Consider the following 19513-nt stretch of genomic DNA (forward strand, 5'->3'; position numbering starts at 1 on the left):
AAACGTTTAGGCAGGACACTATGGAAAAAATGGTCTGGTTATCACCGCCGAAGCTTGGTTGAAACCAAGATGCATTGCATCAAATTATTGGGAGATAAATTAACATCAAGGAGTTTCCCTAGTCAGGTGAATGAGATTCATGCACGTGTAGCAGTCTTGAATAAATTCACGGAATTAGGTCGCCCTCATACCCAAGTTGTCACTTAAATTTGAGTCGCTTAGGGGAGTTCTACTTTTAAAATCTTTGTGCAACAAAGCCCTTTTAAAATCTTTGTGCAACAAAGCCCTTCCACTCTATTTTTCAGATGCCTTATATGTACTATACTTATGAATCCATCCATCCTCAGAATATAACTCACCTGCTAATCCATCGGTTAACTCATTTAGATTTGTATTCTCAAATTCAATTTGAGTGCTTTCCTCTAAAAAATTGAGAGTATTAAATAAAACTAAATCAACTATTTCATAAACAACTTCATCTAATACTAATTTTTCATCAATACTCAAATTATTTATTTTTTCACTCAGAATCAGTTTATCCTTAGATTTCATTTCATTTTTTTTTATTTTTTCATAAATTTTTAAAGTTCTATCCCTAGCATTGTTTATAAACTCATTACCAAATTGATCTAAAGTATTATTATCTGACATTATTATTTACTCCAAGGTATATGATTAGGCTGTGTTACGTTTGCCTTTCTTAACTCTAACAAACTCTTTGCTGCTAAGCTTCTAGCCGATTTTTCATCAGCCCCTCCCTCAACTAAACAATCCACTGCAATTTTAGTGTGTTCTTTCATTGTATTTTTCAAACAAGGTGATGTCTCTAATTCTTTGAATTTTCTACGTTGGCATTGTGTTATTTTAGCATGATCTATTCCATTATCATCCATCCAATCATTACCCAAACTATACATTTTTCCAACTAATTGTTTATAATTTTCGTCATTTTTGAACCCTGCTTTTGCATGTACATGATGGCCACCAACATCTTTATATGCTCCTGTGCTATCTGACTTTTTTGTAAGTCCTAATGGATCTATCCAATAAACTGGATTCGGCGCATAAGCATAAACATTATGACCACCCAAAAGCCCAATCGGGTCTTTAGAAATGAAACGCCCTACATATGGTGAGTAATAGCGGTAGCAGTTATAGTGAAGCCCTGTTTCTTGGTCAAAATATTGACCTTGGAAACGAATATTATTACTGATGATTTCACTATTTTCAAAGAAATTCGACTTCGCTTTTTCTGCCTCACCACTTCGAGCATAGCTCTCGTCTTGCACTCGTGCAAAGCGTTGCTTTGCTGACACGAGCTCACCCCAAGCCTTATATTCAGCTTTCCAAATGATCGCACCTGCATGATCGCTCATTTCCTGTGGCGTACCTAAGTGGTCACAATGATAGAACCAAACATCATCCCAGTCTTTTGCTTTCTTGCTGGTTTTCCACAATGGGTCTCGTTGTAAACTATAGGGTTTATCTGACCAATCTGGACTTTGGTGTAATTCTATTTTTTCTGCATAGACCGCTTGAAGTAAAGGAATGAAAGAACCTTTCTCATAAACATAATGTTTGGTTGTTTCATCATTCGATTCATAGGCTAAGGTATTGCCTTCCCACCCATAAATCACATTCTGCTCATCACCTGTATGGTGGTGTTTACTTCGCTTTTGAATTCGTCGTCCTAAAGCATCATAACGGTATTCAGCTGTATATTTTGTATTTCGACTTTTGATCAGTCGTCCACACGCATCCCATTCAAGGTGTAAATCACCTTTAGTTGATTTTTGTCGAATGAGCTGACCATAAGCATCATATTGATATTGTTGGTCTAGGTATTCTTTAACGACATTATTAACTAAACGATTATAGCCATAACCTTTTTCTTCAGCCGTTTGCTGATGGCTTTGTTCTTTTGAGGTGTTATAGCGGTCAATGATGTTACTGGCAGGGTCAAAATTAAACGTCTCTTTACCCAGTTTACTATTCGCTTCAAGTAAGCGTCCTACAGGGTCATATTTATATTGAATATCACCACGTCGTGTATCTTGAATATGAATAAGCTGACCTGTTTTATCGTACTGATATAAACGCTGAATCAATTGTTGGGTATCTTGAATAGCATTGTTTTGAGGTTGGTTTTTTTGATTAGTTTGCCCATTTGATGGATAGCCAAACTCATGACCATTCACAATATTTTGTTGGGTTAAACGCCCCACTTCATCATAGTGTTGTTCTTGGCTTATTCCATTGGCATAGTGACGACCTATTTCCCGATGTAAATCATCTCGTTCAAAGCTCACCACATCTTGAGCGTTTAAAATCAAGCTTTGAACATGACCACTGCCATAGGTCAGCCAATCGATATTTTGTCCATCTGGACGAATGGTTTTAATACGGTCATTAATTTCATCATAACTGTGTTTCCACACCGCTGTATTATTGGTTTTATAGTCTTGATGATGTTCTCGAATTAAATTACCTGCTGCATCGTAATACCACTGTAAATTGCTGTCAGAATTTTTGGCTTGAATGATATTGCCATTGCTGTCATAGGCAAATTCTTCAATCTGTTGTTGTTCTAAATCTTGTTCAACATAGCCATAACCTGCGGTACGTTGTTCTAAACGGCCCATACTATCAAAGAGGAATTGTTGGATACGATCTTTCGGGGCTGCGCGGTCTTTTAAATCTTGACCATAAGCAGATGCGACTTCAATGCTATTTGTTAAATTACCATCTGTTGTATCGTACTTATAAAGGGTTTCTTTGCCATCAAAATCAATTTCTTTGATTAAACGACTAGCAATATCATAGAAAAATTCATAACTCGCGCCATTTTCATTGGTTAAGCGCTTAAGGCGATTCAGCTTATCCCATTGATATTTCAATTTATGGTTTAAGGCATCAGTACGTGATGCAATTAAGCCTGCTACATCATATTCGTATTGGGTGATTTGCTGTTTGGGGTCAACATGAACCAGTAAACGCCCTTCTGCATCATGAATAAAGTGTTCTTCTGCACCATCTGCATGTTTGATTTTTTCCAGTTGACCAAAGGCGTTGAGTGGCAAGCCCTTGATGACAGGTTTACGCTTTTCTGTGGTCAGATCGCTATAGAAGTATTCAACTTTTTGTTTTAAAGCATTTTCTACCGATATAACACGACCTTTGTTGTCGTATTGCCATTTTGTTTCTTTGCCTGAACAGTCGGTATAGCTAATCAAATTGCCTTGATCATCATATGTTAATGACTTTGAACCACCTTTTGCATCTTTAATTGAGGTCAGTAAGCCTAAAGTATTATAACTATATTCAGTTTCTCGTTTGAGTGGGTCTTTTTCTTTTATGATATTGCCTTGCCCATCATATTCTTTAAACCAGCGTCCTTGTTCAGCATCAACCATTCCTGTGAGCTGCCGTTTTTCATCATAGGCATAATGTAATGTTGAGCCATCTGGCTGTATGACTTCAATGATGTTTCCATTTTCATCATAAAAGTAAATAGTAACCGCAGCGTCCGTATCAACATGTTTGGTGACACGTGCAAAATCATCACGGAAGAACCATTCTTCTAATCCATCTGGATAAACAATACGATAAGTATAGCCATCAATATCGTAGTAGTACCACGTTTCTTCACCATAGGCATCTGTGACGTAGGTCAAGCGGATATTATCATCCCAAGCCAAAGTCGTATCTGAACTACCATCATCAGCCCACTCATGATAAGCCTTAGATGTTGGTTCAACGCCATCATACTCAATGTTGATTCCGCGATGGGTCAGATCGGTGTAGTGTGTAAGCAAGTGATGATTATATTCGTAGCGATAACTGGCACCATTTTCTGTAATGGCTTCAACCAAATCACCTTTTTCATTGTAGTTATAGCTGGCCAATGGACGTGCAAGTTGTCCCTTTTCAACTAACCAAACATCTTCAATTCGTCCTTGTGGATTAACTTGAAAAGCGACATGTACGAGTTGTTTTTGCTTTTCTTTAATAATGACATCGGAAATAAAAGTGTGGTCTTCAAAAAGATGATCATAGCGTACTGCAATGGTGATACCATTTTTGTATTCAATCGTTGATAAGCGGTAGCTATCTTTATATTTTTCAAATAAATGTTTTTCTTCTTTGTTATATGAAATCATCTGAACTTTGTCAGAAACTATAGTGTAATAAAAGTCTTCTGTTTGATTATGAAAACTTTCGCCCACTTTTAGCTGTGGCAATTTAATTGGGCGGGCATCTGAACCAATATATTCCAATCCACTTAAACTTTTAAAGTATCCTGCTTTGTCTTCTGTTTCTTCAATATATTCACTTTGCGGCACAATTCGCGTGGTAAATGGTGTTAACCATCGTGCTCCGAACTCGCCTTGATCTAATTGATATAAATTCGAGGCATATTTTCTATTTAATATAAAACTTTGAATAGATGAAACAACAGCATCTTGATGGGTTAAACATTCTGTACCCATCGCATAGGTAATATGTTTTTTAGTCCCTGCTTTGGCTTTTCCTCCGCCTAAGTTTACTGGACACAATTCTTCGTTCGGATTACTTTTTGCTTTTGCTTGCGTATTGGTCTTTTCTAATTCACCACTTGGTCTTTGTTTCTTCTTTTCCGTCACTTGATTTTGTTTAATACTTGCTGTGGCTTTTTTCTTTAACTTAAACTTCTTTACCGCTTGAAATAAAACATTTAATAGCCACGCAATACTCATTGCTTTTGCAGGATCTGCCAATACAAGTAAATATTGTGGTGCCTTTTGTCCAAATTTTCGAATATCACCAACGACCACTAACATTGGTTTTTTAGCAGATTCAGGAACAACAGCAGATACTACTTTCGCACCAGTATTTAAATATTCTTTTGTTCCTGCTTTCGCCACATTGACTGTGGCATCCCATAAATTACCTAATGTCTTCCTCGGATCACGTACCAAGGCATCTGCACTTACTTTTGATATACTTTTTTGTGCTTGTTTTATATTGCCAGCAGAGCTAAAAAGCTGCCCACTTAATATTTTAGTAAATCCTGTTGTAAAACTATTACTAATCTCACTGACTTTATTACCACACTTTTGCAACATGTCTTTAATTAAAGGTTGAGCTTTTGCAGCAAATTGATCAAGCTCTCCAGCGAGTTGTTCATTTAAATGGTCGGTTAGAATAACAATAATCGTATCGGAAATTTCATGCTTAACACCTTGCTTTAAATTTTGTATCACCAAATTTAAACCCGGGCGCATACTCATTCGCATAGCTGCCATATTTGGCGGAATAGGCACAACACCCACTAAATCGAGCCCAAGATTCACCCAATCGAAAAACCCTGGGGATGGCTTCTTACTAATATCAACAACATCATAAGCTACATCCACCACAGCAAAAATATTACCAACAACAGGAACAGCACTCGCTACATTTTTTAATGTCGACAGACTGACATAATTACCTGTATGTGCTAATAACCATTTATCAATTTTGGCGACACCCGCTTTTACATCCGCAATATTCATTTTATTTAAAGGAGTAACAGCTTTTTGCCCTGTATTGGTTCTAACACTTGGTTTTGCTGCTGCTTTATTTGTCGTTTTCTGAGGTGTCGTCGCCATTTTTATAATTCTCTAATCTTATTTAGAAGTAAAATTCATCGCATTCGAAGGACGATATATTGATGTCGTATTTGCTAAAGTATTGTTTTCACGTAAAGGATTAATAAAATGTGGAGTTTGAATCATTCCGTTAATACCACTCACTGTATTTTGTCCAAGTGGATTGTGCCCCAAAGCTTTAGGGACAAAGTTTGATATTTGGCTGGTCAACTGTGATTCAACGCCTTGCTGCAACATGGGCAATAATGCTTTCGCTCCACCTTCCTTCAATTGTTTAGCCGTTTCCAGTGTTTTCATAATAGAAGAAGGGCTAGTAAATGCTTGACCTAATGCTTTTTTCGCATCAGTAACAGCACCTTTCAATGCTGATTCAGCTTTTCCTAATAAACTCTGTGCTTCTGCGTCATTTTCGCTTGGCCACATTGGAGGCCGTTTAAAATCACTCGCTTCATCCCAAGGATTACGCTTATCATCATCAAAAGTGACTTTGGCTGCACCTGTAGCTAATCCTGATACTCGAACAAATCCCTTTTCATCCAATTGCCCTTGAAATTGTTTTCCTAATGCATCAACAACGGTATATCCACCCTGTTTAACAAACTCACCATGACTATAGTCATGTAAAAGCTCTAAAACACCTTGTCCTCGTTTTGGCGGTGGCGGTAAGCTTGAACTGGTACTTGCACTCGCACCACCTTGGAATATATGTTGTCCTGCATTGACTTGGAATTTACCCCCGGTCTTCGGAAAGATTCCCGAACCATTTAAGGTAAGCTGTGATGACGCACCTGTAATCACCACCTCTTTGGGACTACTGATTTCAATCCGATCTTCGGTCGAGCTAATTTTAATCCCCAGTTTCGCAAAGATATCTAAAGCATCTGACTGTGCCTGAACTTCAACTTTCCCTTGGGCAGCAATCGCTTTAATGCCACCTTGGGCGGCAAATAAACTGAGTTTATTTTGAGCATGAGCAATCATGTTCTTTTGCGTGCTGAAGTTAATGCTATCGCCTGCGATTTGATTGATCTGTGCATCCGCTGATAAGTGAATATCTTCAGGGGTGCTTAGGGCAATGCCATCGGGTGAGCTGAGTAAGAGTAAAGCTTTATTGAATTTGGCAATTTTTTGTTCTAGTTGTTGTGCAAATTCTTTGAGCTGTTCAACCGATTCAATCTCATCGGTCTTTTGATTCTTGGCTATATCACTTAAGGCTTTGCTATTGGTCTGACTGCCTTCAAGTTGTTTCTTGGTAAGCTCTGCATCTAAGTGTTCACCTTTGGCTGAATCTTGTTTGTAGGTAGATACGAGTAAACCTTGCCCTGCACGTACTGCGCCCCATTGGTCAGTTCTTAGTTCAAAACCTTCGCCTCGCCCTTCACTGTCTGCATTTTCTTTAGGATGACTGAGATTACCTAAATTGAGTTGTGTTGCCCCATGGCTACTTTGTAACTGGCTACTGATTTGTCCAGTGCTATCATCAAAGCGCAGTTGCCCAAAGCCTGCTCCACCGACTTCTTTGGAACGGATTCCCGCCAGTTTTTTGGTGTCAGGCAATTTACCTTTTTGATCAAATTTAGTCGGACTACGTTGTGCTTCATGAATTCGTCCCACAACAAAAGGACGATCGATGTTGCCATCAAAGAAGTCGATGACCACAATCTCACCAATCCTCGGTAAGAATCTCGCACCGTAACCTTCGCCTGCCCAAGGAGTCAGGACATCGACCCATGCCGAATCGGTATCATTGTCGTTCGAGCCTGCTCCACCATCATGGCCGTGATCTTCATTACGGGTGAATAGGAAGCGAACTTTAATACGTCCCCATTCATCAACATGGATTTCTTCGCCACTTGGACCTACAACCTTTGCTCTTTGTGGATGCGCTGCTGGACGATGTTCTAAAGGATTGTATTCTGGAACGGTGGTGATGTTGCGACGTTGTAGTGTCAGATTGTTGGCTTGGCGTTCGTCTTTGTTATTGGTATAAATTTGGGTTTGTTGCCAATTGCTCTGTTGTAGCAGTTGATTCACTTGATCGGTTAAATCTTTTGGCAAATTATTTTGGTTGTAAAAATTTTTACTGGTAATCAGAAATTCTTTGTCTGCACCACTGTGCTGGTCTATTTCTGGATGTTCATTGAGTTCAAACCAATAGCCAACATGTGCATCACGGACTGTGGAATTCGCTGTAAATTGTTTGGACTGGGAATCGTAGTAGTTACTTAAGTTTTGGTTTAACTTTTCAATTTGGCTATTACCTGATTTAGTTGCCCCATCTTCACCTTTGAGATCTTGCATCCATGCAGGTGAAAAGTGCCATGCTTGTTCTAAGCCTAGACTGGCATTGTCATAGTTTTCACTGTGGCTATGTTTGCTTTGAACACTGCCTGCACCTTCTTCAGTTTCTAAAGCATCCGCTTGCCATCGTTGTACATGCACAGCAGTCGGTTGGATGGAGCGTTCCCCGACAAAATTGGTAATCGAATCATTTTGTTCTGTTGCGCTACTACGATGGAAACGAATGTTCTTTCGTCCGAGTGCTTGATACTGGTTATTATCATCAATTAAACGTAGTTTTTGTGCTTGAATTTGTGTAGATGAATCTGAAACAGTCAGTGCTGCTTCATCGATGAGCCAATTGATCCCTTCACTTCGCATTAATCGAGTTAAAAAATCATAGTCACTTTCTAAGGATTGCATGATGAATGGACGAATATCGTAGTCTTTGGTTAAGCCACTTTTATCTAAAGTCAGACTTGAAGCGAATAAAGTGCTTTTGTCTTGCCACTCTTCAAATATTATTTGAATAATATCCACCACAGATTTACTCATAAACACACGCGAATTTCGGCGGTGCTTCCATAAAGTAGTTGGATCTTCAACTGTAAGACGATATATCGTCAGTGAACCATCACTGGCACCAATATCAGCTTTAGTAATAATGCCTGTAAAACGTGTTAATTCACCTTTATCTGTGACGCTGTCTACTGCAACTTGGCTGCCTATAAATTGTTTTAACTGAATTGTTGCTGATGTAGAAAGGCAAGTTAAACTTGCCCTGAGCCCTTGATTGAGTTGGTGTTGCCCATCTATACGTTGCAAAAATACTTGTTCGTTCAAAGACGAATTTGAAAACTGCACATGTATTGCTCTTTTTTGTGCGGTCAAACCAAGTTGTTCTAATGCAGTATAAATATTATTAGGCATGAGTTATTGATATAGTCGTTATAAAACTGTGACTCATTCTACAAAATAATGCACATTGCTGTCTATTTTGTTTTGTATTTGAGCGACAGTTTAGGTCTCACTTTGTTGCAGTTGTTTGAGCAGCTTTCGTCGATATTTAATCTGCCCTTTGGTAATTTGAAAAAGTTCTTGTAATTGCTTTCGTTCTAGGTTTTCCAGTTCAAACTGGTGTTGTTTCACCCAATCGTAATCAGGGAGTTTTATCTCAACAATAATACCAAGTTCTTTCCGCACATAAGCTTTAGCCTTATTGAGCTGTGGCAAGGCCATATTGACCTGAACAGCAATGACCTTAATAACTCATCTTGATGTGCATAGACCCATTCATAATCAGGTATATGCATTTTTCCTTGAATGCCTAATTTTTGCCTTAAACGATTAATCATATCTGAAACATTCAGTTTTTTTGCAAGATCAGTTCTTTTTAGATCACTGTTATTTTTAATATAATCCGCCAAGTCAACTGTTAATATAAGAATATACCGATCAAACACTTCACCATAAATTCTGCCCTATATAGAGGAATATCCGCTTGATTTTGATATTCCTCAAAAATATCCCAATCTTTGATTGTTCTTATCGGATAAAATTTATATTTTCGAGCCATAACAGCATAGGTACTTCATCTTGGTTAATAATGTTCCTTTTACCAAGCTAAGCTTAAAATTTGAAGTAATTTTTGAAAAATATTTGTTTGAAATTTTAAATATTTTTTTGTGCTTAAGGATTCAATGTATTCTAATTCAAAGGCTTGATCTGCTTAGAATAGGCATAGTTTTAAAATAACGGTTTCATAAGTTGGTATTTTTTTCATAGGTGAATCTTTAATTAAATGTATTGGTAGGGTGCTTTAATTATGAGCTCAACCATTCATCCAATGTCGATGAGTTTAGCTATACAGACACCATGAAAGGAAATACTACTAGATACTCAAAAATATTACATAGGCAAATGTTCTTTGTGGCAGATGCCATTGATCAAAAGTTTGCTGAGCAACTGGCTTTAAACCTTCTAAAATAAAGTTTTAGCTGCTCAACACATACAGTGATCCTAGACAAAATAATGGACACATAGTCCCTCTAAAGATAACGTAACGTTAACTTTAGAGATGTAAAAATGGCTAAACGCTTTAGTCCAGAATTTAAACAGTAAGCAATTGATTATGCGCTTTCAAACTCACACGAGTCTGTAGTTTCAATCGCCCAGAAATTAGGTGTAGGGTATTCAACCTTAGATAAATGGATTCGCGAAGCTAATCCAGTTGGTTCAAGCAAGCGTCAACTTTCATCAGAACAACAGCGTATTCTAGACTTAGAAAAAGAAGTCAAGCAGCTCAGGGAAGCCAATGATATCTTAAAAAAGCGCATGTGTACTTTCTGACAGATCACGCCAAGAAAAGTACACGGTAATTCAAGGTATGGATGCGAATAAAGTCACTGTATCTTCTGCCTGTAAATGCTTAGGTGTCAGCACTTCAGGCTATTATGTCTGACGAAAGAGCCAGATTTACGTCAATCAAAAATATACTGATTTAAAAGCTGTATATTGGTAGCATCATGCGCGATTGGGTGCATCTTCATTGGTACATGGCATGCATTATTTAGGTTACTGCATGAGTGAGCGTACAGTTGGAAGGATGCTACAAAAGCTCGGTTTGCGTAGCAAGATTGCACGTAAATACAAGCACACGACTGACTCAAACCATCGTTTGCCTAAAGCACGAAATTTATTGGATCGCCAATTTACAGTTATTCAACCTAATAAAGTGTGGACAATAGATATTACCTATATCCGAACTAAAGAAGGTTGGCTTTATTTATGTGTGATGATGGATCTATTCAGTCGTCGTATTGTGGGTTGGCAAACCAGTCATCGAATAGACCGTTAGTTGGTATGTGATGCATTTAATTATACAATGGCTCGTCAAGGGTATCCAGTGGGAGTTATGGTCCACTCAGACCAAGGCTCACAGTACTGTAGTCGTGATTTTAAAGTGCTATTATTGATGAATGGCTGTGTTCAAAGTATGTCACGTAAGGGAAACTGTTGGGATAATGCGGTTACCGAAAGCTTCTTTCATACATTGAAAGGTCATGTTGTACATGGCAGTGTATTTGCCACTCGAAAAGAAGCCAATGCTGTCTTGTTTGAATATATTGAAATTTACTACAATAGAATCAGAAGGAATTCTGCAAACGGCTGGTTAAGTCCTGAAGCCTTTGAACAGAAATATTTTAAGAATTTAGAGGGATCGACCATCCACAATACTGTCTAGGATCACAATAACTCATGTTGCAACGTACTTGTAGCTATCGGCTTTAAATCCAATTTAGCATATCTAACTTTACGCAAAGCGAAATGTTCTGAAATATCGGCTGGGTTAATTTTTGTGATAATATATTGCGCTATTCGAAATTTCTGGATGAGGCGAAGACAATAGGTTTTTGTACGACCACATTCATTGCCAACTTCATCAAGATATTTGTCTATGGCATTAGCCAAAGTGATATTCGTCACATCCGATCTGCCTAACAAAGTATCTGGATTTTCTTCGATTTCCTCTTCACGCATTGCAAGCCACTTTTGAGCGAGTCGCATAGAACTAAACGTCTTACTTTCCTTGAAATTTGCAAACCCTTTACGGCTTATTCTAATTTCAGCTCGAAAGCGTATGGTTCCATCGGCTAATTTACGCTGTAAAATTGTGCCCATGATTTACGCCTTATTGTTTTCTTAAGACTATAATGGCGTAAATATCAAAAATAATAGTGCGAAATGAGGCGTAAAAAATCGAAATAGATCAAAACCAGCGACACTGTAAAGGTATGTTTTTTAATATGATTACTGAAAAGAACCATTGATAACACTAAAGAACCTCGCATCAGTGTTGCTCCTATGATGAATAGTACTCATCAGTTAATGACCAGTGTAGAAGAAACAGAGCATAAAGCTGTTGCTTATGATTTATATGAATATTTATATGGGAAAGGGTTAAGTGCTTATATCCCAAGAGTATCGTTGTTCACCTTTAGCCTCATTTTAATTACTGCAATCTCTACGGCTTATCATTTGATATTAATGAAACGAGATAAACAATTATTCAATTTTAAATCTTGGCGTAAATTTGGCAAATTTGCACAAACAGAATATAAAATTTTTCTTCCTAAATTTTTAGATTATTATCGCTTCAATTTTCACCCAAATGACACAGATGAATCTGATTTGGTAAAACAAACGAAAATCAAAATTGGATTAACTCAATCGGATTCGCCATTACTTCATTAAGCTATAAAGAATCACTTTCTTATATAAAATCTTTTTAGTTTCTACATCAAAGAAAAACTAAAAAGGTTTTTATACTTAGGGACGATGTTTACTTATTAAAAGCTTTAAAATAATCAGCGATGAGTCTTGAAGCCCACGACTTGGTTTGAATACCTTCATAAAAACCGCAGTGACTGCCTTTTTTTGTCGTTACCACCACAATATTCGGCATTCCTTGCACAGTCTGCTTATACGGTTCAAAGTTTTTAATTGAACACACAGGATCATCTTCTGAATTTAAAACCATCAATGGAATTTTTACATTTTCAAAAACATAAATCGGATTTACAGCCTGATTATAACTTGCATAATCAACATAACCTGCCATTTCAAAATAGCTGTTCTGAAATTCTTGTAAATTTTTTGTCGCAAGCACTTGTTGTACTGACTCTACAGATTTCCATGTATTTTGATAAGGATAAATAAAGGCTTTAAATAGTTTTTTAGTCATCATTTTGCTATAAAAAGGATGCACATTTTCAAAGCCTTTTTCTGTGTCATAACCCGGACACATTGCAAAACTTGCTTTAAACGGTGCATTTCCACCCTCTTCACCCAAGTAACGAACCAATACTCCAGTCCCAGCCGAAGAACCAACTGCATATAAATCTGACTGTGGAAAATGATTCTGAATAACGCTTAATTGTTCTCTCAAATCATGGGTTGAGCCAAATACCGACATTTGTGGTATAGGCATCGGTAAACCTGCATGACCACGGCGTAAACACAGTGCAATTCGCCAACCCGTATATGCATTTAGATCTCTCACCAATTCACGCATACTGTCAGGCGTACCTGTAATGGTATGCATCAAGACAATCGTTGGTGTATCTTTGGGTAAATCATAACCATACCAAGTAATTGCAGTGATCCCACCGTCCTGCATAGTGAGTTGTTCAGTGTGATCATATTTTAATTTTACAGATTTTTTCTTAATTAAATCAAAGTACAATAAATGTGCATGATGATTACTCAGCCACGGTGTCGGTCGATACTTCTGCTGTAATTGTGGCAATTGAGTTAATACATCTTTTAGATCACCCTTCGGATCATAATAAAGTTTCGGTTTTTCCGCTCCTGTTATCTGATCCAATAACTTTTGAGCAAGATTTCCGACTTTATTCACAACTGACATGCTTTTATCTCTCTGACTTAATTTAAAAATGAGTGCATAAAAATGAAGGGAGTTTTTACTCCCTCAATTGATGACCATTCAATTTTACTTCGGCATGAAAGCAGCCATACGCTGCCCCATTTGTGCACCCAAAGCTTGTAATCCACTGAGTGAACGAATCATTACTTCAAATTCAACAATTTTACCTTCTTCGTTGAAACGAATCATATCAATGCCTTTAAGCTGTTTATCACCGACATTTGCTGAAAATTCAAGTACCACACTTTGATGATCTTCTGTATAAAATTCACGGTGATAAGTAAAGTTTTCAAACACCTGAATCACATTACTCAAGATAAAGAAAACCACCTGCTTTCCTTCATATGGCTTAAAAGCCACAGGTGAACGGAAAACCACATCATCCGCTAGCAATTCATTCAAGATACTCATATCACGGGTATCTAACATATTGTGCCAATGGCGAACTGCTTTTTGCGTTGCGCTAAAATTCATTTTGTAATTCCTTTTGTATTTAATGAAATAGATTTCTTGCTCAACCCTTTAATCCCTCCCAACCTCCCTTTAAAAAAGGGAGAGGTATTAAGAATCAAATCATTGGGCAATACCATAATGGTCATGCAAGAAGAGAGTGTTTTAAAACTGCTAAAAAACATCTCTCCCTAACCTTCTCCTACAAGGAGAGGGAATTCATGAAATAATCTTTAAAACTTAAATCACGGCTGCTAATTCTGCACCTTGACGAATTGCACGCTTTGCATCCAACTCTCCTGCTTCTTTTGCGCCACCAATCAAATGTACATTTTTGCCATCTGCTTTTAATTGATCGAACATCGCGGTAAATGGTTCTTGCCCTGCGCAAATCACCACATTATCCACGTCTAAAACCATAGGTTTATCTTGAACAGTAATATGTAAACCTTGATCATCAATTTTGTCGTAGCTTGCACCCGGAATCATATTGACATGACGATGTTTTAAACCTGTACGGTGAATCCAACCTGTGGTTTTACCTAAACCAGCTCCAACCGAAGATGCTTTACGTTGTAATAGATAAATTTCGCGTACAGATTGTTCAACTTCAGGTTTCTTTAAACCGCCAACATGTTCATAAGTCGTATCAATACCCCATTCATCATAGAATTTTTCAGGGTTCAAACTGCCACTTTCACCTTCATGTGATAAATATTCAGCCGTATCAAAACCAATACCACCTGCACCAATCACAGCAACTTTTTCCCCGACAGGTTTACGATCACGCAGAACTTCGATATAAGACAGCACTTTTGGATGATCAATCCCTTCAATCTCTAAATGGCGTGGCGTAACCCCTGTTGCAACAACGATGTCATCAAAATTTGCTTGGCTTAATTCTTCATAGGTTGCAGCATGATTCAGTACTAACTTGATATTTGGTTGTAATTCAATTTTGCGTTTGAAATAGCGTAATGTTTCGTAGAATTCTTCTTTACCTGGAATGGTTTTGGCAATATTAAATTGACCACCAATCTGATTCGATGCTTCATACAGGGTAACTTTATGACCACGATCAGCCGCATAAGTCGCAAAACTTAAGCCTGCAGGACCTGCACCAATCACCGCAATATTTTTAGCAGTCGAAGTTTCTTTAAAAATCAGTTCAGTTTCATAACATGCACGCGGATTAACTAAACATGTTGCAATTTGCATAGAGAAAATATGATCTAAACACGCTTGATTACATCCAATACAAGTATTAATCTCATCCGCACGCCCTTGTTCAGCTTTCACCACAAAGTGAGAATCTGCCAACATTGGACGAGCCATTGAAATCATATCTGCATCACCCTGAGCCAATACATGTTCGGCCATTTCAGGTGTATTAATACGGTTTGAAGTAATTAAAGGAACTTTTACAGAACCTTTTAATTTTTTAGTCACCCATGTAAATGCAGCGCGAGGTACTTTGGTTGCAATGGTTGGAATACGTGCTTCATGCCAACCAATCCCTGTATTGATAATGGTTGCACCCGCTTTTTCAATTTCTTTAGCAAGATGAATTACTTCTTCCAGTGTTGAACCACCTTCAACTAAATCCAACATCGAAAGACGATAGATAATAATGAAATTTTCACCGACTTCTTGACGGGTGCGTTTTACAATTTCAATGGGCAAACGAATACGGTTTTCATAGCTTCCACCCCATTCATCATCACGGTGATTAGTACGAGCAGCAATGAATTCATTGATCAGATAACCTTCCGAACCCATGATTTCAACGCCATCATAACCTGCGATTTGCGATAATTTTGCGCAATTAACAAAGTCAGCAATGGTTTGCTGAACTTCTGCAGACGTTAGAGCATGGGGTTTAGTTGGGTTAATGGGTGCTTGAATAGCTGATGGCGCAACATTGACAGCCTGATAAGAATAACGACCTGTATGTAGAATTTGCAGTGCAATTTTGCCGCCTGCATCATGCACAGCTTGCGTAATGATTTTATGTTTTTCAGCTTCTTCTAAAGTGTCTAATTTAGAACCACCTATAAAAGTTACACCATGATCATTCGGTGAAATACCTCCTGTCACGATTAAACCCACACCACCTGTAGCACGTTCAGCATAAAAAGCCGCCATGCGCTCATATCCACCTTGAACTTCTTCAAGCCCAACGTGCATAGAACCCATCAATACGCGGTTTTTTAATGTAGTGAAGCCTAAATCTAAAGGTGCAAGTAAATGCGGATAATGTGACATGAAAACTCCCTGCTTGCTTTTGGCTGGCAATAATTTTTACTATTAAATAAATTTAATGCAACTTGTTGCATAGATGATGCGATATTTATAATCGATATTTAATTTTTATGCAACATGTTGCATAATGAGTTTACATCCATTTTATTTGCGAAATATTACTGAAATGTCATTAGCCCATGTTTTATTGACCAGTCTAATTGAAAAACCAAGTACAGGGTTTGAATTGGCACGTCGTTTTGATCGTTCAATGGGTTTCTTTTGGAATGCAACACATCAACAAATATATCGTGAACTCAGTGGTATGCAAAAAAAAGGATGGATTTCAACTTTAGAGGATGCCCAAAACACGGGACGTAAAAAAACCTATCAAGTTGAACAATTGGGTCGTATAGAACTTGCGGACTGGATGGTTAAACAAGGACAACCTGCTCAACTGCGGGAAGAAATTATGGTGCGTTTACGTGCTGAAGCGCAATTGGGTGGAAATTCTGTTTTACCTGAACTTGAACGTCATTTAGAATTACACAAAGAAAACTTAGAAATCTATCAACACATATTCAGCAAAGACTTTGAACATTCAGACGATAATGATAGAACATTATATATTCACAAAATGATTCTACAATTGGGTATAGACTTGGAACTTGGGTGGATTCAATGGCTCGAAAAAGTCATCCCTCAACTGCAAAAATTTGCACAACAGCAATAAGAATAGGTACATATATGCCGTTTTATACAATGCCTGATGGTGAAAAACTATTTGTCCGTGAAATTGGGCACGGTGAACCTGTTTTAGTCCTTTCAGGATTAGGCATGCAAAGTTGGCAATGGCTTCCTTTTATTTTTCAGAATATAAAACATTATAAATTTATTATTCCAGACTGGCGTGGTTTTGGTGGTTCAAAAAATTGTAAAATTCCGCAAGAACTAGATGCCATTCAAAACCATTGGCGTGATGTAGATTCACTAATTACTCAATTACAGCTCGACCAGTTTATGCTTATTGCTTATTCTATGGGTGCAACGACAGCAATGCATGGTATGCAATATGGAAATTTGCGTGAAAAATTAAAAGCCTATTTAAATATAGATCAAACGCCAAAAATCCCAACAGATGAATCTTGGCAGTTTGGATTATTTGGCAAAAAACATTATAAATTCAAACGACTTTTACAAGACCTTTCAAAATTTTTACATCAATATGTTGAATATCGTTTTGTTGATGATTTACCACTTGAGCCACGTAATCAACTGGTTCAAATTTGGTTAAGTTTCATCAAAATCCAAGGCAGTAATAAATTCAGCCCATTTATATTCAATCTCGCATTAAAACATCCACAATTGCAGAAACACATCTTACCAATTCGTCGCTTGGATTATTTAACTTGGTATATTGATAACTATCTCAACCATGATGAAGACTACCGAGATGCGATTTCAGAACTGGATTGTGCAACCACATTTTTTATTGGAGAACAATCAACGTTGTATCCATCTGAAGGTCAAAAACAAATTTCTTCACGTTTAAAAAATGCCAATACTATTATTTTTAAACGCTCTGGACATACGCCACTCATTACTGAGCCTGTTAAATTTAGCAAAGAAATTCAACAGTTTCTAAAACAAGCAATATAAATATGACTGTAGGTCTCTTCTCTCAGAGATCTACGATTAAAAAAATTATAAGAAATCCAATCTAAAAAAATTGAATTCTTTACATTCAAGTGAAAAAAAACTATCTTCTTAATGGGAAAAAATTTTTGTGAATATTGATGCAAAATATCTATTTAAAACGTCATAATTTGATTATTCTGCATACCTATTAATTTACACAAAAAATCACAAAGAGATAAAATAAGCTTATCAAGCAGAATAAATGTTATATTTTTAGTATTAATTCTTTAAATTTTGCATATTTCAATGCTTTTAACAAGATGATTAAAGCTAACTTTTTATCTATAAATAGATACAATTCGTTTAGTTTTTGTACTTTTTCAATTATGTAATACAGCATCCTTTTAAACTGATTATTAACATTATTTTTTCAATAATTAAAATGATCAGATAAGGAATATCTATGAACGAAGCACATACCTATCATCCCCATGAAAAACGTAATCGTGTCATGGCGATTGTTGGCGCAGCATCAGGTAATCTGGTTGAATGGTTTGACTTCTATATCTATGCAGCCTTTGCCATTTATTTCCAACATGCTTTAACCGCTCCAGATATGAGTGAATCTGCAAAAGCAATTTATGTATGGGGTGTTTTTGCCGCAAGCTTTTTTATGCGTCCATTGGGAAGTTGGCTGTTTGGTTGGATTGGAGATACTTATGGACGTAAAAAATCCATGATCATTTCCATTACACTCATGGCAATTAGTTCATTTTTATTTGCAGCTTTACCTACTTATGATCAAGTCGGAATGCTCGCACCCTTTTTATTATTAGCTGTTCGCTTACTGCAAGGTTTATCTGTCGGTGGTGAATATGGAACAGTTGCCACTTATATGAGTGAGGTTGCATTAAAAGGAGAACGTGGGTTTTACTCTTCTTTTCAATATGTCACGCTCTCAGGTGGTCAATTACTGGCAAGCTTACTCGGTGTGATCATGCTCGCATTCATGAGTAAAGAAGAATTAATGAATGGAGGATGGCGTATTCCTTTCATTATTGGGGGTGTCGTTGCCATTTTGTCTTTCTTTGCCCGTCGTCATTTAAAAGAAACCTTGTCTAAAGATGACAGTAAAAAAGAAGAATCTGGAAGTTTAAAAGAACTATTTCGAAATAACTGGAAAACATTCTTACTGGTCGTTGGTTATACCTCAGCAGGTTCACTCACGTTCTATGTACTGACCGTATATTCAAAAACTTATATTACCAGTTTAGGTTTCAGTGACAGAATCGCTGGTTATATGATGACCATTGCCTTATTCGTATTCATGTGTGCTCAACCGTTATTTGGAATGTTGTCCGATCGGATTGGACGCCGTGCATCGATGATGTGGTTTAGTGCAAGTTGTGCTGTATTTATCTATCCAGTAATGGTCATTGCAATGCGTCATTTTAGTTATTCAGCGATTATTGTGACTTTATTACTGATCTTTTTAATGATGCTACTCAGTTTCTATACCTCGATCAGTGGATTGGTGAAAGCCGAAATGTTTCCACCACATATTCGTGCTTTAGGTGTTGGTTTTGCTTATGCTGTTGGTAATGCAATTTTCGGTGGTTCTGCCCCTGCAGTTGCATTGCAATTTAAAGGAATGGGACATGAGAATACCTTCTTCGTGTATGTCATTATCATGCTGATTATCTGCTTCCTGTGTAGTATGAAATTACCGAAACAGCCTAAATATTTGCATCATGATCTTTAATCAATAAGCTGTGACTAAAAGGTTTGCTTAATGCAAACCTTTTTATTTATCTCACTTTCATTTAAA

10 protein-coding genes and 4 pseudogenes are annotated in these 19513 nt (G+C 37.3%); 6 read left to right on the forward strand and 8 right to left on the reverse strand.

What is annotated here, in order from left to right; genetic code table 11:
- Positions 1-207: pseudogene (locus B9T35_RS16055) on the forward strand (IS5/IS1182 family transposase); the annotation flags it as partial.
- A gap of 87 nt (positions 208-294) precedes the next feature.
- On the opposite strand, the gene B9T35_RS16060 reads toward B9T35_RS16055, so the two are convergent.
- The 4 genes from B9T35_RS16060 to B9T35_RS16075 form a co-directional block, all read right to left on the reverse strand.
- Positions 295-651, reverse strand: a complete 357-nt coding sequence (locus B9T35_RS16060) for a hypothetical protein (protein ID WP_086192107.1) — start codon at positions 649-651, stop codon at positions 295-297.
- Between the two features lie 2 nt (positions 652-653).
- Complete coding sequence (locus B9T35_RS16065) at positions 654-5630, reverse strand: RHS repeat-associated core domain-containing protein (RefSeq protein ID WP_086192108.1); 4977 nt, start codon at positions 5628-5630, stop codon at positions 654-656.
- Between the two features lie 18 nt (positions 5631-5648).
- On the reverse strand, positions 5649-8840 hold the full coding sequence (locus tag B9T35_RS16070; protein WP_086192109.1) for a type VI secretion system Vgr family protein: 3192 nt from the start codon (positions 8838-8840) through the stop codon (positions 5649-5651).
- Positions 8841-8930: 90 nt separating this feature from the next.
- Positions 8931-9149 (reverse strand): hypothetical protein, encoded by a 219-nt coding sequence (locus B9T35_RS16075; protein ID WP_086192110.1) that lies wholly within the window; start codon positions 9147-9149, stop codon positions 8931-8933.
- Between the two features lie 885 nt (positions 9150-10034).
- Here B9T35_RS16075 and B9T35_RS16080 point away from each other — a divergent pair.
- Positions 10035-11154 (forward strand): annotated as a pseudogene (locus B9T35_RS16080) (IS3 family transposase).
- A 5-nt stretch (positions 11155-11159) separates the two neighbouring features.
- On the opposite strand, the pseudogene B9T35_RS16085 reads toward B9T35_RS16080, so the two are convergent.
- Positions 11160-11591, reverse strand: a pseudogene (locus B9T35_RS16085) (integrase); the annotation flags it as partial.
- Positions 11592-11759: 168 nt separating this feature from the next.
- On the opposite strand from B9T35_RS16085, the pseudogene B9T35_RS16090 reads away from it, so the two are divergent.
- Positions 11760-12164, forward strand: a pseudogene (locus B9T35_RS16090) (metal-dependent hydrolase); the annotation flags it as partial.
- Positions 12165-12252: 88 nt separating this feature from the next.
- Here B9T35_RS16090 and B9T35_RS16095 read toward each other — a convergent pair.
- The 3 genes from B9T35_RS16095 to B9T35_RS16105 form a co-directional block, all read right to left on the reverse strand.
- Positions 12253-13338 (reverse strand): YheT family hydrolase, encoded by a 1086-nt coding sequence (locus B9T35_RS16095; protein WP_086192112.1) that lies wholly within the window; start codon positions 13336-13338, stop codon positions 12253-12255.
- A gap of 84 nt (positions 13339-13422) precedes the next feature.
- Complete coding sequence (locus B9T35_RS16100) at positions 13423-13830, reverse strand: nuclear transport factor 2 family protein (protein WP_086192113.1); 408 nt, start codon at positions 13828-13830, stop codon at positions 13423-13425.
- A gap of 216 nt (positions 13831-14046) precedes the next feature.
- Complete coding sequence (locus B9T35_RS16105) at positions 14047-16071, reverse strand: NADPH-dependent 2,4-dienoyl-CoA reductase (protein ID WP_086192114.1); 2025 nt, start codon at positions 16069-16071, stop codon at positions 14047-14049.
- A 163-nt stretch (positions 16072-16234) separates the two neighbouring features.
- Between B9T35_RS16105 and B9T35_RS16110 the strand changes: the two genes are divergently transcribed.
- From B9T35_RS16110 to B9T35_RS16120, 3 genes are all read left to right on the forward strand, one after another.
- Positions 16235-16780, forward strand: a complete 546-nt coding sequence (locus B9T35_RS16110; RefSeq protein ID WP_086192155.1) for a PadR family transcriptional regulator — start codon at positions 16235-16237, stop codon at positions 16778-16780.
- 14 nt (positions 16781-16794) lie between these two features.
- Positions 16795-17706: an alpha/beta fold hydrolase gene (locus B9T35_RS16115; RefSeq protein WP_086192115.1), complete on the forward strand. Its 912-nt coding sequence runs from the start codon at positions 16795-16797 to the stop codon at positions 17704-17706.
- Positions 17707-18148: 442 nt separating this feature from the next.
- A complete protein-coding gene (locus B9T35_RS16120) occupies positions 18149-19447 on the forward strand; it encodes an MFS transporter (protein WP_086192116.1) in 1299 nt (432 codons plus the stop codon).
- Positions 19448-19513 lie beyond the last annotated feature (66 nt).

Origin of the sequence: Acinetobacter sp. ANC 3832 (genome assembly GCF_002135415.1) — a bacterium.
Classification (GTDB): Bacteria; Pseudomonadota; Gammaproteobacteria; order Pseudomonadales; family Moraxellaceae; genus Acinetobacter.

Bases quoted from the DNA above. Each gene is read 5' to 3' on its own strand.
- B9T35_RS16060 (WP_086192107.1), bottom strand. From the start codon at position 651: ATGTCAGATAATAATACTTTAGATCAATTTGGTAATGAGTTTATAAAC.
- B9T35_RS16065 (WP_086192108.1), bottom strand. From the start codon at position 5,630: ATGGCGACGACACCTCAGAAAACGACAAATAAAGCAGCAGCAAAACCA.
- B9T35_RS16070 (WP_086192109.1), bottom strand. From the start codon at position 8,840: ATGCCTAATAATATTTATACTGCATTAGAACAACTTGGTTTGACCGCA.
- B9T35_RS16075 (WP_086192110.1), bottom strand. From the start codon at position 9,149: ATGGCCTTGCCACAGCTCAATAAGGCTAAAGCTTATGTGCGGAAAGAA.
- B9T35_RS16095 (WP_086192112.1), bottom strand. From the start codon at position 13,338: ATGTCAGTTGTGAATAAAGTCGGAAATCTTGCTCAAAAGTTATTGGAT.
- B9T35_RS16100 (WP_086192113.1), bottom strand. From the start codon at position 13,830: ATGAATTTTAGCGCAACGCAAAAAGCAGTTCGCCATTGGCACAATATG.
- B9T35_RS16105 (WP_086192114.1), bottom strand. From the start codon at position 16,071: ATGTCACATTATCCGCATTTACTTGCACCTTTAGATTTAGGCTTCACT.
- B9T35_RS16110 (WP_086192155.1), top strand. From the start codon at position 16,235: ATGTCATTAGCCCATGTTTTATTGACCAGTCTAATTGAAAAACCAAGT.
- B9T35_RS16115 (WP_086192115.1), top strand. From the start codon at position 16,795: ATGCCGTTTTATACAATGCCTGATGGTGAAAAACTATTTGTCCGTGAA.
- B9T35_RS16120 (WP_086192116.1), top strand. From the start codon at position 18,149: ATGAACGAAGCACATACCTATCATCCCCATGAAAAACGTAATCGTGTC.